This window comes from Myxococcus sp. NMCA1 (genome assembly GCF_026810205.1).
GTDB lineage: Bacteria > Myxococcota > Myxococcia > Myxococcales > Myxococcaceae > Myxococcus > Myxococcus xanthus_A.
In genome coordinates this window covers 6,495,950-6,519,952 of the sequence record NZ_CP113950.1, presented here as the reverse complement: position 1 = coordinate 6,519,952, position 24,003 = coordinate 6,495,950, and the positions used below count along the sequence as shown (strand labels likewise).

Annotated in this window: 13 protein-coding genes; 7 read left to right on the top strand and 6 right to left on the bottom strand. The window is 71.3% G+C overall.

Annotated features, from left to right (window positions below):
* Positions 1-2 precede the first annotated feature (2 nt).
* The gene (locus OZ403_RS26695) at positions 3-956 is read right to left on the bottom strand and encodes an IF-2 protein (protein ID WP_140794195.1); all 954 of its coding nucleotides are present in this window, start codon (positions 954-956) and stop codon (positions 3-5) included.
* Here OZ403_RS26695 and OZ403_RS26690 point away from each other — a divergent pair.
* Genes OZ403_RS26690 through OZ403_RS26675 form a run of 4 tightly spaced genes read left to right on the top strand, consistent with a single transcriptional unit; the run spans position 944 to position 11,335 of the window.
* Positions 944-7,051 (top strand): methyltransferase domain-containing protein, encoded by a 6,108-nt coding sequence (locus OZ403_RS26690; protein WP_268782103.1) that lies wholly within the window; start codon positions 944-946, stop codon positions 7,049-7,051. The genes OZ403_RS26695 and OZ403_RS26690 overlap by 13 nt on opposite strands.
* 24 nt (positions 7,052-7,075) lie before the next feature.
* Complete coding sequence (dapF, locus tag OZ403_RS26685) at positions 7,076-7,927, top strand: diaminopimelate epimerase (RefSeq protein ID WP_140794193.1); 852 nt, start codon at positions 7,076-7,078, stop codon at positions 7,925-7,927.
* A 38-nt stretch (positions 7,928-7,965) separates the two neighbouring features.
* A complete protein-coding gene (locus OZ403_RS26680; RefSeq protein WP_140794192.1) occupies positions 7,966-9,816 on the top strand; it encodes a GGDEF domain-containing response regulator in 1,851 nt (616 codons plus the stop codon).
* 19 nt (positions 9,817-9,835) lie between these two features.
* On the top strand, positions 9,836-11,335 hold the full coding sequence (locus OZ403_RS26675) for a DUF4388 domain-containing protein (protein ID WP_268782102.1): 1,500 nt from the start codon (positions 9,836-9,838) through the stop codon (positions 11,333-11,335).
* A 12-nt stretch (positions 11,336-11,347) separates the two neighbouring features.
* Here the strand turns inward: OZ403_RS26675 and OZ403_RS26670 are convergent, their stop codons facing one another.
* From OZ403_RS26670 to OZ403_RS26660, 3 genes are read right to left on the bottom strand one after another with little or no spacing between them, the layout of a single operon-like run.
* Positions 11,348-11,881 carry an SHOCT domain-containing protein gene (locus tag OZ403_RS26670; protein WP_140794189.1) on the bottom strand — a complete coding sequence of 178 codons (534 nt, stop codon included), beginning with the start codon at positions 11,879-11,881 and terminating at the stop codon, positions 11,348-11,350.
* A gap of 21 nt (positions 11,882-11,902) precedes the next feature.
* A complete protein-coding gene (locus tag OZ403_RS26665) occupies positions 11,903-12,430 on the bottom strand; it encodes an SHOCT domain-containing protein (RefSeq protein ID WP_268782101.1) in 528 nt (175 codons plus the stop codon).
* Positions 12,431-12,480: 50 nt separating this feature from the next.
* Positions 12,481-13,254: an alpha/beta hydrolase gene (locus OZ403_RS26660; RefSeq protein ID WP_268782100.1), complete on the bottom strand. Its 774-nt coding sequence runs from the start codon at positions 13,252-13,254 to the stop codon at positions 12,481-12,483.
* 168 nt (positions 13,255-13,422) lie between these two features.
* On the opposite strand from OZ403_RS26660, the gene OZ403_RS26655 reads away from it, so the two are divergent.
* The 3 genes from OZ403_RS26655 to OZ403_RS26645 all read left to right on the top strand — a co-directional run bounded on the left by OZ403_RS26655 (position 13,423) and on the right by OZ403_RS26645 (position 16,104).
* Positions 13,423-15,036, top strand: a complete 1,614-nt coding sequence (locus OZ403_RS26655; RefSeq protein WP_140799404.1) for a sigma 54-interacting transcriptional regulator — start codon at positions 13,423-13,425, stop codon at positions 15,034-15,036.
* Positions 15,037-15,221: 185 nt separating this feature from the next.
* Entirely contained in the window at positions 15,222-15,569 is a 348-nt protein-coding gene (locus tag OZ403_RS26650; RefSeq protein WP_140794183.1) for a hypothetical protein, read from the top strand.
* Positions 15,570-15,753: 184 nt separating this feature from the next.
* The gene (locus OZ403_RS26645) at positions 15,754-16,104 is read left to right on the top strand and encodes a hypothetical protein (protein WP_237077430.1); all 351 of its coding nucleotides are present in this window, start codon (positions 15,754-15,756) and stop codon (positions 16,102-16,104) included.
* A 5-nt stretch (positions 16,105-16,109) separates the two neighbouring features.
* On the opposite strand, the gene OZ403_RS26640 is transcribed toward OZ403_RS26645, so the two are convergent.
* Positions 16,110-19,781 carry a serine/threonine-protein kinase gene (locus OZ403_RS26640; RefSeq protein ID WP_268782099.1) on the bottom strand — a complete coding sequence of 1,224 codons (3,672 nt, stop codon included), beginning with the start codon at positions 19,779-19,781 and terminating at the stop codon, positions 16,110-16,112.
* Positions 19,782-19,903: 122 nt separating this feature from the next.
* A complete protein-coding gene (locus tag OZ403_RS26635; RefSeq protein WP_268782098.1) occupies positions 19,904-24,001 on the bottom strand; it encodes a DUF4215 domain-containing protein in 4,098 nt (1,365 codons plus the stop codon).
* Positions 24,002-24,003 lie beyond the last annotated feature (2 nt).

Sequence of the window (24,003 nt, the reverse complement as noted above, 5' to 3'; positions counted from 1 at the left end):
CCCTACGGAGGGGTTGGAACCACACCGCCCGCATCCGTCCCGGTGGGGGCCTGGGGGGCCTCGTCCAGGGCCTCCCCGGTGGTCTCTGGCTGCGGCGTGGGGGCCGGGGGCGGCGCGGTGGGGGCGGGCTGCGGCGCGGCCTGGGGCGGCGTCTGGGGGGCCACCTGGGGCCCGCTGAGGGTGTGCACGGCCCGCCGCAGCGAATCCTCCAGCTCGCGGGCCGGCGGGGCCACGGCGGACAGCATCTGGTTGGCGCTGCGCGCGTGGCGGCTCTGGCTCTCCGCGGCCAGCTTGAGCTGGGTGAGGGCCTCGCTGACCAGCCGGCGGGCGTCCTCCAGCTTCTGCCGGGCCTGGTAGTAGGCCACGTCCACCATGTGCTTCTGGAGCGTCAGGCGCTGCTCCTCGGTGATGCCGGAGAGCTTCTCCGCGCGCCGGAGGTAGTAGAGGCCCTGGTCGACCCGGGCCGGCTCGTCCGACGCGATGCGCGGGCGGGCCAGTCCCTCCAGGACGGGGAACAGGGCCTGGTCCAGCTCGTCCCGGTCGGTGAACTTGCGCGTCAGGAGGGCCGAGACGTCCTGGCCTTCGATGGCGACGGGCGCATAGGCGTCCGCCAGCCGCGGGTCCCCGGTCCGGTAGGGGACCGCGCCCATGGGGGCGTTGCGGCCCTTCATCACCACCAGCTGCCCGTCATGGAGGGCCAGGGTGAAGGTGCGCGCGTTGAGCTGGGAGAGGAGAAAGACGACCACGCCGCCCAGGCCCAGGATGAGAGTGAAGATGAGGAGCCGCGTGAAGGTACGCCGCGCCCGATAGCCGAATCCCTGTTGTGCCGTTCCGTTCATGTCGCCTGCCCTCCTGACGTGCGAGCGCGAGGCCCATTTCCAGCCCCGGCGCTTAACTTGGGGCGCGCCTGCCCGGGGGTATACTCCCACTCCCGAACACACCGATGCACCACACATTCCGCCGCTTGGGGCCCAGCGAACTGCTGCCCCGCTACATTTTCGCGGAGAGCCTCTTCGCCCGTCGACGGGTCCTGGAAGTCGATGCGGTCGCCTCCACCGGGGGCGAGAGCGCACGCTTCCTCGTGGAGAGAGGCGCGCGCGCAGTCGTGTCGTGCGACAGGGATGTAGCGGCGGTCGAGGCCGCGCAAAAGGCGCACGGCGGTCCCGCCTTGCGCTTCCGGGCCAACGTCTACGACGACTTCGAGTCGGGCAGCTTCGACGTGGTGCTGGTCGCGGACCTGGCGCCGTACGTGAAGGCGCCGGAGCTGCTGGCGGAGCTGGCGCGGCTGGTGACGAAGCAGGGCTTCCTCGTGGGCGGCCTGCGCAACGTCGCGGGGCTCGCGTTGCCCCAGTTGCTGGAGGCCGAGGAGGGTGTGCCGCCCACCTATGGTCAGCTGCTGGACGCCCTGTCGGTCCACTTCGCCAATGTGGAGGTGGCCACGCAGTCCCCGGTGCTGGGCTACCAGCTCGCCTTCGAGCGGGGCGAAGGGCTCCAGGTGGACGGCACCCTGGTGAATCACAGCGAGGCCGCCTACTTCCTGGTGGTGGCGGGGCAGGACCCGGCGCGCGTGGTGGACCCGACCTGGGTGCAGCTGCCTCCCGAGCCGCTGGCCTTCACGCGCGGCAAGCTCGATGAGGTGGTGGCTCGCGCGAAGTCGTGGGAGGAGCGCAGCGGCCGGCTGAAGGAGTCGCTGACGAAGCTCCGCGCGGAGCTGACGGACCGGGAGGCGGAGGCGGCGTCGCTGCGTCCCTCCTTGGAGACGGCCCGGGATGAGGTGGCTCGGCTCACCGCGCAGTTGGAGCAGGCGCGGGGCAGCCAGGAGGCACAGCGCGAGCGGGACGACCTGTCCGGGAAGCTGCGGCGCCGCGAGCTGGAGCTCCAGGTGGCGCAGGAGCGGCTGGCCGACGCGGACCGGCGGCTGGCGGCGCAGCGGCTGGAGGTGGAGGCCGCGCAGCGTGCCCAGGCGGACGCGGGCGTACAGGTGTTGGCGGCGCAGGAGTCCCTGCGGCTGGAGCGTGCTCGCCGGGAGGAGACGGCGGCTTCTCTAGAGGAGGCTCGCGAGCGGCTGACGCAGGCGTATACGCAGGTGCGGGATCTCCAGGAGGAGCAGTCCACGCTGCGCATCGAGCGTGAGCGGGACCGGCTGGGGGCCGAGCGCGCCGTGGAGCAGTCCGAGGACCGCCGGCGTGCCGCGGAGGCCGCGCGCGAGCGGGAGCTGCGCATCGCGGAGCAGTACTCGGCGGCCCTGGCGGCCGTGGAGCACCTGAAGGCCGAAGCGGCGCGGGCGGCGGAGACGTCCCGGGACGCGGGCGCCGCCGTCTCCGTGAAGGACGCGGAGCTGGCGCGCACGGCTCGGGAGCTGGTGGACGCGCGGCAGCGGACGGCCTCGGCGGAGGGGGCTCGGAAGGACGCGGAGTCGCGGCTGGAGTCGCTTCAGGCGGAGGTCCGGGGCCTGGAGACGGAGCTGGCCGCCGCTCGCGAGTCGCAGTCCCGCCTGGGCCAGGAGGTGGAGGCCCTGACGCACGCGGAGGCTTCCGCGCGGGCCACGGCGCAGAAGTGGGAGGAGTCGCTTCATCAGGCCTCGCAGCGGCTGGAGGCGCTTGAAGCGGAGCGCGCTCGGGCCGAGGAGCGCCTGGGGCAGGCGCTGGAGTCGGAACGGACCGAACTCGAGTCCCGGCTGACGTCGCTGGAGCGCGAGCTGGAGGACGAGCGGGCGCGAGCGACGGCGCTGGAGCAGCAGGTCCTTGATGAGGTCTCCGCGAAGGGGGAGGTCGAGGCCCGGCGGCAGGAGCTGGCGGAGGAGCGCGCGGCCCTGGTCCGGCGCGTGGTGGAGCTGGAGGCCGAGGCTTCCTCGCACGCTCGTACGGGGCGGCAGTCCTCGGAGCGCGCGGGGGAGTTGGAGTCCGCGCTTCAGGCCGCCCGTGAGGAGCTGGAGTCCGCGCACCTGGAATGGCAGGTGTCGGAGGAGCAGCTCGGGCGCGTTCGCGGGGAGCTGGATTCGGAGCGTGAGGCCCGGGCCGCGGTGGAAGAGGCGCTGCGGCTGGCGCGTGGGAAGCTGGAGGGCGCGGCGCAGCGACTGACGGACGCCGAGGCCTTGCTCTCGCGGACCCGTGAGGCGTTGGATGCGGAGGTTGCTCGGCGCACGGCGCTGGAGGACTCCCTGGCGGAGGTCCGGACCTCGCTGGACTCCGAGCAGGAGGGGCGGGCCCGGGCATTGGAGGCGCTGCGTGCGCAGCTCGAGGCCGAGCAGGCGCGGCGCAGCGACGCCGAGGCGACGCTCGCGGAGACTCGGGCTGGACTGGATGAGGCGCGCCAGACGCTGACCCAGGTTCGGGATGCGCTTGCTTCCGAGGAGGAGCGGCGCGCGCGGTGGGAAGCGGCGCTCGGGGATGCGCAGGCGCTGCTTCAAGTGGAGGGGCAGGAGCGCGCGCGGTTGGAGGCGGCGCTCTCTTCGGCCCAGGGCCTTCATGCGGCGGAGGCGGAGCGGCGAACTCAGGCGGAGGATTCGCTTGTCGGGGTTCAGGCTCGCCTGGATGAGGCGCTGGCGCTGCGCGCACGGGCCGAGGCGGAGCTTGTTTCGGCCCAGGAGTCGCTGGCTCGGCACGAGGCTCGGGGCCAGGCGGCGCTTGCTTCCGAACGTGAGGAGCGAGAGCGGCTGGCCGCGGAGCTCACCGCGATGCGGGAGCGGGCCTTCGGCGCGGATGAGGTCGTCACCCGGCTTCAGGCCGAGGCGGCTTCCGAGCGCGAGGAGCGTGCCCGGGCTCAGGAGGCGCTCGCCGCGGAGCGTGAGGCGCTGGCCCAGGCTCGTGCGGACCTGGACGTCGAACGCCAGGGGCGCGGTGATGGCGAGGCCGAGCTGTCTCGCGTGCAGGGCCTGCTTGGGGTGGAGCAGCAGGCTCGCTCGGGGGCGGAAGCCGCGCTGGCTCAACTCCGTGCGACGCTCGGGGCGGAACAGCAGTCGCTGGCCGATGCCGAAGCGTCCCTGGCCGAGGCGCGTGCTGCGCTGACGGCGGAACAGCAGACGCGCGCCGAGACCGAAGCCGTGCTGGCGGAGTCGCGCGAGGCGTTCGCGGCTGAGCAGCAGGTTCGGGTGGAGACCGCGTCTGCCCTGGCGCGGACCCGTGAGGCGGTTGCGGCGGAGCAACAGGCTCGCTCGGAGACCGAGTCCGTTCTGGCTCAGGCTCGCGCGGCACTTGAGGTGGAGCAACAGGCTCGCTCGGAGACCGAGTCCGTTCTGGCCCAGGCTCGCGCGGCGCTGACGGCGGAGCAACAGGCTCGGGCCGGCCTTGAGACGGCCCTGGCTCAGTCGCGTGAGTCGCTGACGGCGGAACAGCAGACGCTCATCGAGCTCGAGACCGCCCTGGCGCGGTCTCGTGAGACGCTCACGGCGGAGCAGCAGGCTCGGAGCGAGACTGTGTCCGCGCTCACGGCGGAGCAGCAGGCTCGCGCGGCCATCGAGGCCGCCCTGGCCCAGGCCCGTGAGGCACTTGCCGCGGAGCAACAGGCTCGCGCTCAGGCTGAGTCGGCACTGGCGCAGTCGCGTGCGACGCTCGAAGCGGAGCAGCAGACTCGCGCCGATACCGGTGCCGCGCTTGGACAGACTCGCTCGGAACTGGAGTCCGAGCAGCAGGGCCGTGCCGAGGCCGAAGCCGCGTTGGCGCAGGCCCGCACGTTGCTCGAAACCGAGCAGCGCACGCGAGCCGATGCGGAGTCCGCGCTGCAATCGCTGCGCACGGAGACGTCCGAGCGCGACCAGGCCCGGCAGGAGCGACTGGCTGCCGCCGAACGTGTCATGGCCGAGCAGGAGCGCGCGCTCGAAGCGCAGCGCCTGGCGGCCGAGGCTCGCGAGCAGGAGCTGCGCGATACCGTGACGCGCCTGGAGTCGGAGCGGGCGTGGGCGGACGACACCGCGAAGGAACAGCGCTCGGCGTTGGAGTCCCGGCTCTCGGAGGCGCGCGCGGCGCAGGAGTCGGACGCGGCGCGTGCTGTCTCGTTGGCTCAGACCCTGGCGGACCTGGAGTCGGCCCGAAGCGCGGCGGATGCCCAGCTCGCCGAGCGTGCGGGAATCATCGGGGCGCTGGAGACGCAGGTCGCCCAGCTGCGTGAGCAGGTCGCGGAGCGTGAGGCGGAGGCGGGCCGTGTCAGCGAGGCCGCCACCGAGGCTCGCGAGGCGCTGACCCGGCAGGAAGCCGCCGCGCAGGAGCGGCTCTCCTCGGTCGAGCGTGAGCTGGACGACGCGCTTGCTCGGGCGGAGCGGCAGCAGGGCGAAATCGAAGCGCTGGCGGCGGAGCGAGACCGCGAACGGACGGCCTTGGCCGCGGCGCAGCAGGAGCTGGCGCATCTTGGAGCGGCGCGGCAGGAGAGCATGCGCCTGGGGGCACAGCTCCAGCGCGCGATGGCGGCCCTGCACGAGCGGGGCATGCACATCGCCCGGCTCGATGCCGAGTTGGTGGATGCGCAGGACCGGCTCGCGGCGCAGCGGGAAAACGCCGAGTTGCTCATGGTGCAGCTCGAGACGGCGCGACGTTTCGCGGGCAAGGCCACCGCGATGGAGAACTCGCTCGAAGCCGAGCGTGCCGCGCTGGAGACGTTGCGAAACGAACTGGCCCGCGCGACCGAGGCCGCCGCCACGGAGCAGGCGAGGGCGAACGCGCTGGAGGCCCAGCTCACGGACTCCGCCGATGGACTGACGCGCGCCCGTAGCGAGCTGGAGGCCCAGCGCGCCCAACTCGAAGGGAAGCTCGCGGACGCCGTCACGCGTTCTGATGCTCAGCGCGCCGAACTTGAAGCGCAGCTCGCGGAAGCCGTCGCGCGTTCCAACGCCCAGCGCTCCGAACTCGAAGCGCAGCTCGCGGAAGCTGTCTCTCGTTCCGATGCTCTACGTGTGGAGGCGGGGCAGCAGTTCGCGGAGGCTGCTGCTCGCACCGAGGCCGAACGCACGGCGCTGGAGACCCAGCTGGCGGAAGTCACGGTCCACGCAGATGCACAGCGAGGCGCGCTGGAGGCTCAGTTGGCCGCCGCCGTGGCCAGCTCCGAGGCGCAGCGTGGCGAACTGGAGGCCCGGCTCGCGGAAGCCGTGGCCCACGCCGAGGCACAGCGCGCTGAGTCGGAGACCCGGCTGGCGGACCTCAACGCTCGACTCGAAGCACAGCAAGCGGAGCTGGAATCGCGGCTCGCCGATGCCTCAGCGCGATTCAACGCGCAACTGGCAGAGGCCAGCGAGCGCGCGGCCCTGCTCTCCGACACCGCTGACCGTGCCCACGCCGACAGGGCCACCCTGGAATCCCACGTCGCCGAGCTCACGTCCCAGCTCGATGTGCTCCGCGCCGACCTGGCCGCCGCCACGGAGCGCGCGGCCACGCTTCAGTCCGCCCAGGAGCGCCTCGCCCGTGCGGACTCCGACCGCGAGCGCCTCCAGTCCGACCTGTCCGTCGCCCGCGCCGCCCGGGTCCGCCTCGAAGGCCGCGTCACCGCCCTGGAAGCCGCGTCCACCGACGCTGTCCGAATCCTCGACGCCGAGCGCGCCGAGCGCACCCGCCTGTCCCAGGCGCTCGAAGTGGCCACGCAGCAGCTCCAGAGTCACGACGGCAGCGCTGCCGGGCAGCTCGCATTGCTCCAGACCGAGCGCTCCCAGCTCGATGAACAGCTCCGGGGCCTCGACGCCCAGTTCCAGTCCCAGAAGGCCCGCGTGGACGCGCTGGAGGCGGAGCGCGCCGAACTCCTGTCCGCCGTGGAGTCCCTCAAGGTGTCCTCCCAGCCCGAGGACGTGCTGGAGATGGCCGCGGAGATGGAGCTCCTCCAATCCCTGGTGGAAGACCTCCAGCAGAAGCTCGCGGACCGCGAGGCCGAACTGGCCGCGGCGCAGCGGCCGGCGTCCCGCGCGGACAGCTTCGCCCTATTGGACGCGCCCGAGCCGGCCCGGAACGAGCTGGTCTCCCCAGCCGGGACGGAGCAGGGCGCCAAGGCCCCGGCTCGGCGTCCCCGCGGCGCGGTGCCCGCGCTGGACCTGCCGCCCCAGAAAACGCCCCCGAAGCCGGACGAGCGCGAATAGCCGCTCGCGAATAGGATTGCGTCCGTGGAAGCTCGCGAGCGCATCTTCAAGTATCAGGGCCTGGGCAATGACTTCGTCGTGCTGGACCGGCGCGGCTCCGGCGAGGACATCGACGCCGCCACGTCGCGGTGGATGTGCGACCGGCGCCTGGGCATCGGCGGGGACGGCGTGCTGGCGCTGCTGCCCTCCGAGCGTGGCGTCGCCCGCATGGTCGTGCACAACGCGGACGGCAGCATCGCGGAGATGTGCGGCAACGGCCTGCGCTGCGCGGTGAAGTTCCTGGTGGACGACTCGGGCCAGACGCCGGGCCACCTCGACGTGGAGACTGGGGCGGGCGTGCTCACCTGCTACCCCTCGTACGGCGAGGGCGGCGTGGTGGCCGTGGACATCTCCATGGGCCCCGCCCGGCTGGTCGCCCCCAACCTGCCTTCGGGCGTCACCGGCCAGCCCTTCCTGGATGCCTTCGTGCCGGGTCATCCGCACCTGCGCGCCTACGCGGTGAGCATGGGCAATCCCCACATGGTCCTCCTGGACCAGCCGCTGGAGGACGCCTCGCGCCTGGGGCCCCTGCTGGAGCGGCACCCGTCCTTCCCGGATCGCACCAACGTGGAGTTCGTCCGTGTGGACTCGGACGGCCTCACCGTGGTGGTCTGGGAGCGAGGCTGCGGCCTCACCCAGGCCTGTGGGACGGGCGCCTGCGCGTCCGCCGTGGCCGCCGTGCTGGCCAAACGGCTCCCCGCCGATGCCTGGCTGCGCGTCACCCTGCCAGGGGGAGACCTGCGCATCCGCGTCCCCGCCGACCTGTCCGACATCCGCCTCCGTGGACCCGTGGCCTTCGTCTTCGAGGGCGTTGTCGCGGTTCCCTCGGGCCGGTAACCTCCCGCGTTCCTCTCGCCCCCAGGTCAGAACGCGCCGTGGCCGGACCCATCCTCGTCGTCGACGACGACCTGTTCTTCCGTCAGCTCGCCAGCGACTTGCTCACGCATAACGGGCATCGCGTGGTGGCCGTGGAGAACGCAACGCTCGCGCTCGAAGAGGCGGCACGCACGCCGTTCGACCTGGTCATCACCGACGTGGTGATGCCGGGCGTGGACGGCTTCGCCCTCACCGCGCGCCTGCGCGAGCGGGACCCCGACCAGGAGGTCATCCTCGTCAGCCATCGCACCGACATCCGGAACTCGGAGGTGGCGCTGCGCTCGGGCGCGGCGGACTGTCTCACCAAGCCGGTGGACGCCAACGACATGCTGCTCGCCGTGGACCGGGCGCTGGAGCGCGCGTCCCTGCGCCGCGAACGGACGCAGCTTCGCGATGAGAACCTGGAGTTCGCTCGCTTCCACAACCTGCACCAGCGCTGCCTGGAGCTCCTGTCCCATCCCGACCTGGAGTGGCTCCAGGAGCGGCTCACCTCGGAGCTGGCGGCCATCTGCGACGCGCAGAGCGCCGCGCTGTGGGTGGTGGACGACCGGGGGGACCTGGTGTTGCGGGCCTACCGCGGACTGTTGGACCGGCAGTTCCTCGCGGAGAAGATGAGCCCGGAAGGGCCGCTGTCCGGACGGCTGCGAGAGGCCCAGCCGTGGCTGGCCCGCGACGAGCGCTCGTCGGTGATGTACGTGCCCCTGGTGGCGTCGGGGGAAGTCGTCGGGTTGGCGCAGCTCTCCGACCCGTTGTCGGGAGACTTCCGGCCCGAGCATTCGCGCGATGCCCGCGTGCTGGGTGACTTCGCGGCGGTGGGCCTGAAGAACGGCCGGAAGATGCTCGCGCTCCAGCGCCTGGGCCTGAGAGACCGCGAGACGGCGGCGTACAACCTCAGCTACTTCACCGACTACGCGTCCAAGGAGATCTACAAGGCCCGGCGCTACGGGCGGACGTTCTCCCTGCTGACCTTCTCCATCGACAACCTGCCGCTGGTGCGCGTGCGCCAGGGCGCGGCGGACGCGAAGAAGGCGGTGCGCGGCATCATCAAGGCGCTCAGCAAGATCATCCGCGACTCGGACGTCATCGCGAAGGCGAGCGACCAGGAGTTCTACCTCCTGCTGCCGGAGACGGACTTCTTCGGGGCGTTGATGTTCGTGCGCCGCGCGGTGGCCGCCGTGCGCGAGGAGCCCGAGGCCATGGAGGTGGACCAGCGCCTCCCGCTGGCGATGGTGGGCGGGGCCAGCACCTTCCCCAAGGACGGCGAGGACTTCGACGAGCTGGTGCACCGCTGCCGCCGCCGCATGGACGAGCGGCGCGCGTCGTTGCAGCGCCGGCTGATGCTGGATGGGCTGCCCTTCTGGGACGAGGTGGACCTGCTGCTGGGCACGCCGAACAGCCCCCGGTTGCCGGTGGACGAGCGCTCCGAGCCGAGCCGCCGGGGCAAGGTGTCCGACGTGCTCTTCGACGAACTCCAGGCGGAGATTGCCCGGGAGATGATGCGAGACCCAGGCTCGCGCGGCCTGCTGTACGTGGGCGGGCCGGAGATTCGCACGGACCTGAACATCGCCGCCGGGCTGGAGTCCGCGCCGCCAGATTTGGCGTCGCGCATCTACCTGCTGGGCCGCCGCGTCGACCTGGAGTCACACCCCGCGCTGACGCCCGTGTTCCTGGAAGGCGACGACCGCATCGCACGGCACGAGTTCATCCTCTGGCTCTCCGAGAACGCGGCCTACGCGCTCATCCAGCGGCGGGGCCACGGAGCGACGTGGGGGTTCCACACCTCGGACACCGCGGTGGTGGACGGGCTCATCTCCAAGCTGCAGGCCGAATACGACCTGCAGCCCTACTGACACGAAGCGGAGCGCCACCGTGGCCCCGGTCCGGAAAATCCTCATCGCCGACCCTGACCTCGAGTCCGTGCGCTCGCTGTCGCGGGCGCTGCGCACCAAGGGCTATCAGGTGCACTACGCGCCGGATGGCTCGCGGGCCCTGGAGGTGGCCGTGCTGCGCCACCCGGACCTCACGCTTTTCGACGAGGGTTGCAGGCTGCTGGACGCGCGCACCTTCATCCAGATTCTGCGCACCAACCCGCGCACCGAGGACATCCCGGTGGTGCTCACCACCGCGAGCTTCGAGTCGGACCGGCTGCGCGGCCTGCGGGACGGCTACCTGCGCAAGCCCTTCAACCTGGACGAGGTGCTCAGCCGCATCGAGCACATCTTCCGGCGCAGCGAGGCGGCCAAGGACCTCAAGAGCGAGCAGCAGGAAATCGAAGGCTCGCTCAGCCAGCTCAGCATCCCGGATTTGATGCAGCTCCTGGGCATGAACCGGCGCAGTGGCCGGCTGACGCTGGAGCGCGGCAACGACCGGGGCGAGATTTCCGTTGTCGAAGGCCGCCCGGTGAACGCGAAGCTGGGGCGCGTGGAAGGGGAGAAGGCCCTGTTCCGCCTGCTGGCGTGGGTGGACGGGACGTTCACCTTCTCGCCCGGTGGGAACACGGCGCGGCCGCGCATCAATCGCGGCATGGATGACGCGCTGCTGGAGGGCATGCGCCAGTCGGACGAGGTGAACCGGCTGATGCCCGGCCTGCCGCCGCGCCACACGCGGTTGATGCTGGCGCCGGACGCGGACCTGCAAGGAGACCAGCATCCGGTGACGCAGCAGGTGGTGGACCTGCTCCGCCATCCGCGCGCCCTGGGCGAGGTGCTTGACCTGGCGCCGGCCACCGACCTGGAGGTGCTCAACGTCCTCACCACGCTCATGCAGCGGGGCGTGGCGAAGGCCGCGGACGGGGACGGCGTGGAGGCTGCGTCCGGCGAACTGCTGGGCGCGGCGGAGGTGCACGCGCTGCGCGGCCGGATTCTCCGCACGAGGGCCCCCGCGAAGGTGGCCACCGCGAAAATCTTCGTGTGCGGCAGTGGCGCGAGCGCGGCCCGGCGGGTTCTCTCCCGCATGCCCAGCATGGAAGCGCTGTCGGCCGATCCCACCGCGGTGAAGAGTGGCTTTGGCACGTTGGGGCGCCTGGTGCTCAGCGAGGTGCTGCGCCTGGACTTCTGCGTGCTGCCTCCCGCGGAGGCGGCGCGGCCGCTGTGGCGTCCCTTCACGGCGGGCGCCATGGGCGCGCTGCTGATGGACGTGGCCGAGCCCTCCGTGCGGCTCGCGCGCTACCTGGCCTGGGAGGTCCGGATGCCGGTGGTGGTGGTGGGCGCGGAAGTCCCCGCGGCGTTGCAGGGGGCTCCCGCGGGGGCCCTGGGCGCGGCGGATGACCTGGCGGACGCGCTGCGCTCGCTGCTGGTCCAGGCGCTCAACCCGGCGCCCACGCTGCCTGGCGTGCCCCAGGTGCAGCGGGCCGCCGCGTCCATCGTGTAGGGCGAAGCCGCTTCAAAGGCGCGAGAGAATCTCCGCCTTCTTCCGCGCGTATTCGTCCTGCGTGATGAGCTCGTTGTCGAGCATCGACTGGAGGTCCTTCAAGGCCTTCACCGGGTCTGGGGGGGCCACGGTCCTGGACTCGGAAAAGCCAGCGGCTCCCGCGATGAGGGCTTGGATGCTCTGGGGGCGCTGCTCATCGACGGGCCCCAGGACGACGAACCGCTGAGGGTCGTTCGGATCGATCTTCACCTTGAGTCGCACGCCGGGCTCCAGGATGAAGGCCTTCCAATCATGCGCCCGGCTGCGGTGCTGCCGCCTGTATGTGGGGAGGCCCGGCACCTTGAACTCCAGCAGGAAGTCGTAGACGTAACTCTTGTTGATCCGCATCGACGTGCGCTCCATCCGGAGGATGGTGGCCTCGCCGGCGGTTCCGTGCTCGCGGAGGCGCTGCGTCTGCGCGTGCGCATAGAAGAAGTACCCCGCCACGCCGAAGCCGACGAGCGAGAAGAGAAGGAAGGGCAACATCGCCAGGACCGCGGTCAGCACCAATCACCTCGATGCGCGTTCTCAGATACGCGCGAGAATCTGCGCCTTCTTCGCCTGGAACTCTTCAGGGGTGATGAGTCCCTTGTCCATCAGCGACTGAAGGTTCTGCATCGCCTTCACCGGGTCTCCCTCGGACGGCATGCCCTGTCGCATGAAGGCCCCGACAGGCGCCGTCATGGCCGCGCCGACGATGGCGACCTTGAGCGGGTCGTTCCGGTCGACCTTGACGTCGAGGCGCGTCCCCACGCCCATCGTCGAGATGCTCTGGTGGCGTCCCAGCTTCTTCTTCACCTTCGTTTGATAGGCGGCACGTCCGCTCTGGCGGACATCGAGGAGCAATTCGAAGAGGGGCTGCTTGTTGATGCGCCAGCCCGTGTCCTTCAGCTCGCGCACCGTGGCCTCGGCGGCCTCTCCGTGCTTGAGCACATGCCGCTCCACCATCATGACGCGGACGACACCCCACACCGTCCAGGAGGCATAGAGCGAGATGCCGCTAAAGAGGAGGTAGACGAAGATTTCAGTCGGAGTCGCCGGAAGCAGATGCGTCATGCTGCGCACACGCTACCACTGGTTCGCCATACGCCGGGATTCCCGGCATGTCACGCCAGCAGCCAACGCATGGCCTCCGGCAGCCGCCGCTGCCAGTCCCGTTCGTGGTGCTCTCCGCCGGGTTCGAGCACCAGCCGCAGCTCGTGGTCCGCGTAGCCCAATGACTGGAGGTGGCGGTGGAAGTCCCGCGTCGCCTCGCCGTAGCGCATGACGTACCCCACCGGGTCCACCGTTTCCGTGGTGCCCGCGTCCAGGTAGATGCGCGTCCACCGTCGAGAGTGGGCCGACCACTCGGAGAACATCCGGTTCCAGCTCCACATCACCGACGGGGACAACCCGCCGATGCGGCCGAACAGCGCTGGATGTCGCTGCCCCAGGTGCAGCGAGATGAGGCCACCCAGCGAGGCGCCCATCACCGCCGTCCACTCGGGGCCTTTGCGGACGCGGTACGTGCGTTCGATGTATGGCTTCAGCGTTTCGACCATGAAGCGCACGTAGGGCTCGGCCCGGGCCGCCACGTTGCTGCGGGGCTCATCCCATGGCGAGTACTCGGAGAGCCTGTCGTGCGTGGAGTCCACCGCGACGATGAGCCACGGCTCCACCTGGTGCTCCGCCACCAGCCGCTCCAGCGTGAGGTTGGCGCACCAGGTGTCGAAGCGCGCGGACTCCGGATGGGCGAACACGTTCTGCCCGTCCTGCATGTAGAGGACAGGAAAGGACCTGTCAGGTGAGGCGTCATACGTATCGGGTGTGTAGATGCGGACAGTGCGTGAGTGTCCCTCGTGCGGGGAAGCGAAGCCTCGGAGGATGTGGACGTATCCCATGGGGTCCGGAAGTTGGAGCCTGCGGAGGAGGATAGGTCGCGGCCCCCTGCACCGGCCAGTTCCCCCAACCCACGGGATTCTCACGTCGTTTCCTCGGTGGATGAACCCAGCGCTCGGGCGTCCGGAGGTGTAGGCTCAACGGGTATCCCAGGACTCACACGAATACTCATGCAGCAGAAACTCGCCGCAGACATGTCGACCACCGCGGGCCGCGCACAGGCCGGGCAGAGCCCGGTGGCGCTCTCCGTGCCCGCCTTGACGATTGTGTCCCATCCCCAGCCGCAGCGCATTGGCGAGCGGCTGTTGCTGGAGGTGCTCGCGTCGCAGGGGCGCACGGCGGCTTTGTCTCGCAACGCGCCGGACTTCTCCCGGCCTGGGGGGCTCATGTCCCTGCCGTTGGGAGACCCATTCCTCAGCCGCAAGCCGGTGGAGTTCGAGCCCGGCCCACGAGGCGGCCTCCGGATGTTGGTGCCGGAGGACGGCACCCAGGTGCGCGTGGCGAACGAGCCCGTCATGGGCGGCCGGGAGTTCTCCCGCGAGGAGCTGTCCGCCGGGGTGCCCCTGGTGCTGGCCGACCGCGTGGTGCTGCTGCTCCACCTGGCCTCGTCCTTCCGTCAGCCGGGCGTGCTGGACCTGGGCATCGTCGGCCACGGTGAGGGAATCCACCGCGTGCGCGAGGACATCATCCGGGTGGCCGACCTCACCGTGCCGGTGCTCATCCGGGGCGAGACGGGCACGGGCAAGGAGCTGGTGGCGCGCGCCATCCACGCCAGTGGTCCTCGCCGTGCCGGTCCCTTCGTCAGCGTCAACCTGGGGGCGCTCGCCAAGGAGCTGGTCGCCGCGGAGCTCTTCGGCGCCCAGCGCGGGGCCTATACGGGTGCCAGCAAGGACCGGGAGGGCTTCTTCCGCGCCGCCGAGGGCGGCACGCTCTTCCTCGACGAGGTCGGCGAGGCGCCGCCCGAGGTGCAGGCCGCGCTGCTGCGTGTGCTGGAGACGGGCGAAATCTATCCGGTGGGGGGCCATACGCCGGTGCCCGTCGACGTGCGGCTCGTCTCCGCCACGGACGCGCACCTGGAGGCCCGCATCCAGGAGCGCACCTTCAAGGCCCCGCTGCTGCACCGGCTGGCCGGTTTTGAAATCCTGGTGCCTCCGCTGCGCGAGCGCCGCGAGGACGTGGGCCTGCTCTTCCACCACTTCGCTCGCCAGGAACTGGAGGCCATGGGGGAGGGCGGTCAACTGACGTCTTCGGACCCGCGCGCCGAGCCCTGGCTGCCCGCGGCCCTGGCCGTCCAGTTGGTGCGCCACGCGTGGTCCGGCAACATCCGCCAGCTGCGCAACGTCACCCGTCAGCTCGTCATTGGCAGCCGGGGCATGCCGGGGCTGCGTGCCGATGCGCGGCTGGAACAGGTGCTGGACGCGGATGCGCAGCCAGTCCCCGGGCGTCCGTTGACCGAGCGCACGGGCGACGAGGCGGGGGAGGGCGCGAAGGCACCGCGGCGCAAGCCCGCGGACGTGGGCGAGCAGGAGTTGCTGGAGGCCCTTCGCGCCTCTTCCTGGGACCTCAAGGCCACCGCGGACTGGCTGGGCATTCCCCGGCCGTCCGTCTACGTCCTCATCGACAAGAGCTCGCTCCTGCGCACCGCGCGCGACTTGAGCCCCGAGGAAATCACGCGCTGCTTCCACGAGTGCGAGGGCGACCTCGACCGGATGGTGCAGCGGCTGGAGGTCTCCAAGCGCGCGCTCCAGCGGCGCGTGCGGGAGCTGGGCCTCAGTGGTGGGTAGCGTCGGCTGACGCGTCAATCCGAACCTGGTGGGTTCGGCTGACGCGTCCATTTGTCTTTCGGGGGTGGCTCGGGTGTCAATTGTCGAGGGGGGCTGCGCGCCATGCCTGGCTGGTACGGTGCCTGCAACTCACAGCCCGCAGCAATCCTTCTCATTGCCCCGTTGGGGGCACGGGAGCCGCGCCCATGACCGTTGTCACCGTCACCATCAAGAAGTCGGGGGATCTGGTCTACGAGCCCAACAACAAGGTCCGGCGGGGGCAACCCGTCCGCTTCGTGCTCGACCCGCTCAACGGTCCTGTGTGGGCGACGGTGAATCCGCCCGCGTGCCTGGTTGCAACGAATTCCGTCACCCTGGACCAGACCTCCGCGGCGCCCCCCATCTACGAGGACCCGGTCTCCGAATCGGCCGAGTTCACCACGTATTCGTTCACCGTGGAGGTCCCTCTCTTGCCGGAGAAGCCGCACTTCGGAGGCGAGGCGGAGACGAAGAACGGCAACCTGGATGTGACGACGGATCCACCGAAGCTCTGAGCCGGCCTGACGTGTCATGCTGAACCTCGTGGGTGGGGCTGACGCGTCCACCTGCGGCTGAGGGCATGCTCCGGTGGTGAATCTTCGAGGGCGCTGTGAACCAGACCTGTCTGGTATGGTGCCTGCAAATCACAGACGGCAGCAGTTCATCACACGCCCCAGCGGGGCACAGGAGCCACGGCCCATGGCCATCATCACTGTTTTCATCAACAAGTCCGGGAACCTGAGCTACATCCCCAACAACAAGGTTCGACACGGAGACACGGTCCGCTTCGCCATTGACACGGTTGGCAGTACATCGGACGTGACGGTGAATCCCCCCGCGTGCCTGGATTCGACGGCGTCGTTCAGCTTGAACAACACGTCTCTGGCCGCCTCTCAGCGCGAGGACCCCGTTGCCGACGGGGCCGCGGTCGGCTCGTACCCGTTCACGGTGGTGACTGGCGGCTCCCCCGAGGCGCGCCGCCACGGGCTCGAGTTGGAGACGAAGAACGGCAACCTCGACGTGACGACGGACCCGCCCAAGGAGTACTGAGCTAGTCAGGGCGTAGGAGGGCCGGCCAGCGGCTCGCGAGCCGCGCCGAGCCGGCCTCTCCATTCGGATTCCAGGTGAGGGTTGCGGGCCAGTGCTTGCCGCAACACCTCCTGGCCCTCGATGCGCCAGGCCTGTCGTTGCTCGGAGGAGGCGCGCGTCTCCGCCAGGGCGAGCAGCCCGCCGCCGCGAAGCGCCTGGGCCCGCGCCCACCTGGGCCGGTCCGCCAGGACTTCCGCCACGAGCGCGAGCCCCTGGTTCAGCAGCGGCGCGGCGTCCTCGTTTCGTTGCTGACGCCACGCGGCCCAGGCGAGCTGGAATCGCGCGGTGGCCAGCCGGTAGTCATGCCGGCGCGGCTCCAGGGACAGGGCTTGCTGGAAGGCCTGCGACGCGAGCTCGAAGTCCGACTCCTGAGCGGTGCCCCGGTGCGCCAGCCAGCGGGCCTTGAGCGCGCGGGCCTCGCCCGTGTTGCGCCACGTGTGGCCCTGGCGGGGATTCAGCGTGGTGGCCCGCGCCAGGGACTCCTCGGCCTTCGCCAGCTCCGCCCGTGGGTCGCCGCCGGTCTCCACGCTCCACGTCGCCAGCAGTGTCTGCACGCGGCCGAGGTTGGCCCAGAGGTCGGCGTCCTGGGGCTGGAGCGAGAGTGCCTGACGGTAGGCTTCCACGGCGGTGCGGCCACTCGGTTCTGGATTCTCCCTGCGCGCGGACTGGAAGGTGGCGTTCAGGGTCCACACCTCGCCCAGGTTGTTGTGGGCGTACACCTGTCTGGGCGCCAGCGTCCGGGCTTCCTCGAAGGCCGCCTGCGCCTGCTGGAGCAGGGGCTCGGGGGCGCCGCCTTCCTCCCAGCGTTGCTCGGCCTGCCACAGCAGCGCCGCACCCAGCCCGTTGTGGAGCGGGGGGAGCTTCGCGTTGATGCCCAGCCCCTGCCGGAACAGGGCCAGCGCCTGCTCCAGGTCCGCCTCGAAGGGCTCGCCATGGCTCCAGCGCCAGCGCGCCAACTGCTCGGAGATTTCCGCGCCGCGGAAGCTGGCCACGACGTTGCCGGGATTGAGCGCCAGCGCCTTCGCCAGTGCGTCACGAGCCCGCGTCAAATCTCCCGCGGCGTCGGTGGCGCGTGGATTCGAAGCGCGGCGGCGCAGGGCGTTGCCCAGGTTGATCCACGCGTCGGCCTGGTTCTCCCGCACGCGGATGGCCTCCAGGTACGCGTCAATCGCCTTGCCCTGGTGCTCCAGCGGGTCCACGCCGCGCTCGGTTTCCGCGTCCGCCCACACCTGATAGGTCAGGCCCAGGTTGGCGTGGAAGGCATAGTCGCGCTCCTCGGGGCGCAGGCGCTCGAAGGCCTCGATAGACAGACGGAGCTGCTCGCTCGGGTCCTGCCCGCGCTCCTGGCGGTAGCGGGCCCACAGCCGGTGGGTGATGGCGAGCTCCAGCGCGACACGGTCGCTGGGCGGCGCCAGGGCCAGGGCCTCGCGCGCGGCGTGGATGGACTTCTCCAGCAGCGGCTCGGCGTCCTCGCGTCCCTGGCTGGTGCGCTGCTCCGCGAGCCGGCGGTGCAGGCGGGAGAGGACGACCAGCGAGCGGTGGTGATCCGGCGCGGCGGCGAGCGCGCGGGTCGCCGCCTCCACGCCGCGCTCATAGTGGGGCAGCACGTTGCCTTCGCCGTACAGCTCCATCACCAGCGCGGCCAGCTCCAGGCGCGCCAGGACGTAGTGGCCCATGGGCTGGCTCTCCGCGGTGGCGACGGCGGAGGCATAGGCGCGGCGGCCCGCGTCCAGGTCCTCCTGCGAGCCGGCCTTGTCGCCCTGGTGCCAGCGCTGCGTGGCCCGCGCCAGCAGCACGTCGCCTTGCAGCAGGGGCGCTTCGTAGAACCAGGGCTGCGCGCGGCCCATGGCTTCCAGGTGGGTCAGGGCCTCTTCGTGGCGGCCCTCGTAGAAGGCGAACAGCGCCTTCACGTACAGCGGTGGGACGGGGACGTCGGGGCCTTCGGCCTGGCGCAGGTAGGCCAGGGCCGGGTCCCGGTAGTTCTGCTCCAGTTCCTTGCGGCGGACCTCGCGCTGCTCCGGGCTGCGGCGCTCCACGTCCAGCAGCAGCCGCTCCTGGTAGAGGTCTCCCAGCACCTGCGCCAACGCCCAGGCCACCCGGGGCTCGCGGTATCCCTGGGCCCACGCGGCCTCCAGGCGCTTGCGTGCGGCGTCCCGCTCATCCAATACGAGCAAGGCGCGGCCCAGGGCGTACTGGCCGGGGCCCAGCGCGTGGGGGCCTGCTTCGCGCACCTCGGCCTCCAGCGCGTCCATGCTGGCGCGCAGCTCGCGCCGGTCTTCACGGGTGTCGTGTAGGCGGGACAGGGCGGAGTAACGCGCGGAGGCCTCGATGCGCTCCACCCGTTCGGTGAAGCGGCGCGTGAGGCGTTCGCGCTCGGCCACCTCGCCGCGGGCGATGCCCGCCTGGATGAGCGCCAGCAACACCACCGTCAGGGCCGCGGAGCCCAGCGTCAGCGCCACCCGGTGCTTGCGGGCCTTGCGGCGCAGGCGGTAGCCCAGCCCCTGTCGCGCGAGGACGGGCTCTCCTTCGAGGAACCGCTCCAGGTCCTCCGCCAGCGCCCGCGCCGAGTCGTAGCGGGCGGGCCGCTGCTTCTCCAGGCACTTGAGGACGATGGCTTCCAGGTCCGACGGGATGTCGGCATCGAGCGCGCGCGGCGGCGCCGGCTCCTCGTGCTGGAGCCGGGTGATGACCTCCGCCTCGGTGGCGCCGGTGAAGGGCGGCCGGCCGGTGAGGAGCGAGTAGAGCGTGGCGCCCAGCGCGTAGATGTCCGCGCGCCGGTCCAGGCGGGACACCTCGCCGCGCGCCTGCTCCGGGGCCATGTAGTGCGGGGTGCCCTGCACGGCGTTGGGCGTGGCGCCGTCCTCGCGCCAGTCACGCGCCAGACCGAAGTCCATGACGAAGGGGGCCAGCCCGCCGTCCTCGGTGCGCTCCACCAGGATGTTGCCGGGCTTGATGTCGCGGTGGATGAGGCCCGCGCCATGGGCGGCGTGCACGCCCTCGGCGGCCTGGCGCAGCACCAGCACTTTCTGCTCCAGCGTAAGCGAGCGCGCCAGCTGTCCCAGCGGCTGGCCGTCCACGAAGCGCATGGCGATGTAGCCCCGGCCGCGCACCTCGCCGACCTCGTACACCTCACACACCCGCTCGTGCCGGACGCGGGCCTGCGCGCGGGCCTCGGAGAGGAAGCGCCGGGCCAGCTCCGGGTCGTCCCCGCGCACGAACTTCAGCGCCACGTTGCGGCGGAGCATCGGGTCATACGCCAGGAACACCCGGCCCATGCCGCCCTGGCCCAGGAAGCGCACGGGCTGATAGCGGTCCCAGTCCGGCACCGGGAAGGTGGCGCCGTCCGGCTCCACGGCGGGAGGCGGGGACACGCCCGGGGTGACCGGCGTCAGCGTGGCGGCCTCGAGCGGACGGCCAGCGCTCGGGTCCGTGCTCTCGGAGGCGAGCTCGCCACGAAGCGCCACCAGGGAGTCCTCGGACAGCCGGCCTCGCTCCCGCAGCAGCTCCAGGGGGCCACGCCGCAGGCGAAGCGCTTCCTCACGCAGGACCGCCACCTCCTCGCCGGAGAGCAGTCCTTCGTCCATCGCGAGGAGGAGCTCCTCCTCGTAAGTCTCATTCAATCGCCCCGCCACGTGCACGGCCCCAGCATACGGGTTGGCGCGTGGCGGGGGGAAAATCCGCCGGGAGGTCCACGAGGCCGGCGGAGGGGGCCTCTAAGGGGGTTGTGGACCTCCCGGCGGAAAGGTGTAGCGGTCAGCCCTTAGCCGCGCTTCCTCCGGCGGAGGCCGAGCAGGCCCAGGAGCGCCAGCCAGGACGCGGCGGGCGCCGTGCTGCAGCCGCCACCGGCGAAGGCCCGGGTGAGCTCCACCGTCCACGAGTACGCCGCGGGGGTGCTGTCCACGTTGCCCGCGCGGTCCGTGGCCCGCACGCGCAGGGTGTGCTGACCCTCGCCCACGTCATAGCTGTCCCGGCAGGGCTCGAAGGGGCCCCCGTTCAAGCTGCACTCGTAGGTGACGCCCTCCTCGGAGGCGTCGTACTCGAAGGTCGCCGTCCGGTTGCCGCCGCGCGAGGGAGGCGTGCGCGGCAGGTACGTGTCGGGCTCCTGGGTGTCGATGATGAACTCGCTGGGCGCGGAGGGCTCGCTGGTGCGGCCCTCGCTGTCGGTGGCGGTGGCCGTCACCGTGTGCGGGCCATCCTCCAGCGGCTGGGTCGGCGTGCAGCTCCACGCGCCCACGTCGTTGGTGGTGGTGGTGCAGAGCACCGTGTCGCCCTCGTACACCGTCACCACCGTGCCCGGGGCCGACGTGCCGCTCAGGGGCGGCGTCGACGTGTTGAGCACCGCGCCGTCGGCGGGCCCGGTGATGACCGGCGGCTCCGTCGTGGTCAGGGTGATGGTGAAGGTGACGGGCGTGGAGGTGGGGCCGGGGCTGCCACCCGGAGGCGTGGCGGTGGCCGTCACCGTGTGCGGGCCTTCAGCCATGGGCGTGGTGGGCGTGCAGCTCCAGTTCCCCGCCGCGTCGGCCGTGGTGGTGCAGAGGACGGTGCCGCCCTCGTACACCGTCACCTCGTCGCCCGGCGTCGCCGTGCCGCTCAGCACGGGCGTCTGCGTGTCCAGCACCGCGCCCGGCGTGGGGCCGGTGATGACCGGAGGCGCCGGCGGCGAGTAGTCCACGATGAACTCCACCGACGTGGACGTCTGCGGAGCGCCCGGGAAGGTGGAGGTGACGACGGCCGTGTGCGGCCCTTCCTCCAGGTCATCCGGCAGCGTGCAGCTCCAGTTCCCCTCCGCGTCGGCGATGACGGTGCACACCGGCGCGGGGTTGCCGTCCAGGTACACGTCCACGGTGGCGCCCGGCGTGGCGGTGCCCTCCAGCTCCTCGCCGGCGGTGCCGCCCGGCGTCGGGGACGTGACGACAGGGGCCGTCTGGCAGATGGACAGCGCGTCCACGCGGTAGGTCACCGCCGTGTCGGAGTTGTTGGCCAGGTCGCAGTCGGTGTCGACCAGCGCGATGCGCACGTCACCCGTGGCCGCCGTGAAGTCGCGGGACAGGGGGAAGCCCAGCGGCATGGCCTCGGCGCGCGTGGCCGAGCCCGGACCGCCGCGGGGCGTGTAGCCCAGCGAGAAGCCCTGCACCTGCGTGCCCGCGTTGGCGCTGACGCCAATGACGCCGGGGTACCAGTTGGCGCCACCCGAGTAGCTCACGGCGCCGGACACGTACCGGATGCGGTAGCGGCCCGGCACGCCCAGTTCGGCCTGGATGGCCGCGTTGGGCAGCACGGGGGCGTCGATGTCCGACACCTGCGTGCAGTTCGCGTTGCCCTGGCGGGTGATGAACACGCTCACGTCCGCCGTCTGGCACGCGGCGCCGCTCTCCACGGTGCACGTGGCCGAGCATCCGTCCCCGTTGGCGGTGTTGCCGTCATCGCAGGCCTCGCTGTCCGCCTTGATGCCGTCACCACACGTCACCGCGCACACCGACGGGATGCCGGTGCAGCCGAACCCGTCCTCGATGGCGCAGGTGGCCGAGCAGCCGTCGCCCACCGTGGTGTTGCCGTCGTCGCACAGCTCCCCTTCGTCGAGGATGCCGTTGCCGCAGGTGTTGGGGCTGATGCAGGTGTTGGTGTCGGGGTTGCAGATGCCGCTCTCGCAGACGCCAGACGCGTTGCAGGGCTGGCCGTCCTCCAGGAGGCAGCGCGAGGAGCAGCCGTCGCCGTTGTTGAGGTTGCCGTCGTCACACACCTCGCTGCCGGCGCGGACGTCGTCGCCACAGGTGGTGGCGCAGGTGCTGGGCGCGCCGCTGCACGTATAGCCATTCTCCACGCGGCAGCTCGCGTTGCAGCCGTCGCCCGCCGTGGTGTTGCCGTCGTCGCACGCCTCGCCGCTGTCCATCGTGCCGTTGCCGCAGGTGAAGAAGCACTGGTTGCCAGCGCCAGGGCAGCTCCAGCCCGGCTCCACCGAGCAGGTGGCGTTGCAGCCGTCGCCTGCCGTGGTGTTGCCGTCATCGCACGTCTCCGAGCCCGCACGGATGCCGTCGCCGCAGATGGTGGCGCAGGTACTGGGCGCGCCGCTGCACGTATAGCCATTCTCCACGCGGCAGCCCGTCGAGCAGCCGTCGCCCGCCGTGGTGTTGCCGTCGTCACACGTCTCGTTCGCGTCCAGGACGCCGTTGCCGCAGCTCTCGACACAGACGGACGGGCCGTTCGCGGGCGTGCTGCACGCGTAGCCATCCTCCACGCGGCACTCGGTGCTGCAGCCGTCCCCCGGCTCCAGGTCACCGTCGTCGCACTGCTCGCCTGGGTCCACGTTGCCGTTGCCGCAGGTGAGCACGCAGGCCTGGCCCGGGGCGGGGCAGGCGTAGCCCAGCTCCAGGGTGCAGGCGTTGGAGCAGCCATCACCCAGGGTGGTGTTGCCGTCGTCGCACAGCTCACCCGCGTCCATCCGGCCGTTGCCGCACAGGGGCGCGCAGGTGGACGGAGCGCCCTGGCACTCATAGCCGCGCTCGATGCGGCACGCCGAGGAGCAACCGTCCGAGTCGTAGGCATTGCCGTCATCGCACTGCTCGCCCGGGTCGATGGCGCCGTTGCCGCACGTCATCACGCAGGACTGGCCCGGGGTGGGGCAGGCATAGCCGGACTCCACGCGGCAGCTCGCGTTGCAGCCGTCGCCCGCCGTGGAGTTGCCGTCGTCGCACTGCTCGCCCGGGTTCAGCGTGCCGTTGCCACACGTCTGGGCGCAGGTGCTGGGCTGGCCGGTGCAGCCGTAGCCCGCCTCGATGCCGCAGGTGGCGGAGCAGCCGTCACCGTTGGTGGCGTTGCCGTCGTCGCACTCCTCGCGCAGGGACACGGCGCCGTCGCCGCAGCGGTCGTCGTACGCGTCCACGAACAGGTAGCGGAAGGCGTTGGGCTCGGTGGCTTCGTTCTCGTTGCACAGCTCGATGCGGTTGAGGCCCGCGCGCCACGGAGCGTTGGTGCCGAACTCGCGGAAGATGTTCTTCTGCCAGGGCTGGCCCGCCGGCTCGTTGACGACGGTGGGCGTGAAGAGCTGCCCGTTGACGCGCGCGCTGTCGAACTGGTTGTCGTTGAACGTGGCCAGCCGCAGGCGGAACTGCGAGACGTTGGTCGTCGAGGGCACCATGAAGTCCTGGTACACGCAGACGGGCGCTCCCAGGGGCGCCGCCATGAAGCGGGCCGTCTGGATTTCCTGAGGCCAGTCGTTGGCGGTCCGTGGACCGGTGGCCGCGCCCGTGTTGGTGCCCGAGTAGAACCAGTGCGGATCCGGGCCGACCTCCAGCCGGCGGTTGTTCTCATCCACGCCGGTGTTGAAGACCGTCACGCCCGCGCGCACGCAGCGGCTGGGGCTGCCGGCGCAGGCGAAGCCAGGCTCCACTTCGCACAGGCGGCTGCAGCCGTCGCCCTCGAAGCGGTTGCCGTCGTCGCAGACTTCCTGCGCGTAGGACGGGTGGGCGCGGTTGTCGAACACGCCGTTGCCGCACAGGGACAGGTCACAGGTCGCCGTGCAGTCGGAGCCGGGGACGTTGCTGTCACACGCCTCGCCGGAGTCGACGACGCTGTTGCCGCACAGGCTCGCCAGCGAGCAGGGACGCCCGGGCACGTGGCACAGGTAGCCTGCTTCGATGGTGCCGGTGGCGGAACACCCGTCGCCGCTGGTGGTGTTGCCGTCGTCACATTCCTCGCCGGGCTCGAGCTGGCCGTCTCCGACGAGGGAGGCGGACCGGCTCACGAGCACGGGCTCGGTGGGGGCCGCGGCTGTCCGGGCACCGCCCGAATCACAGCCGGTCAGGGATGAGAGCAGCGCGAGACAGAGCGCCGCCGTCTTGAAGAGGACACGCGTTTTCATGG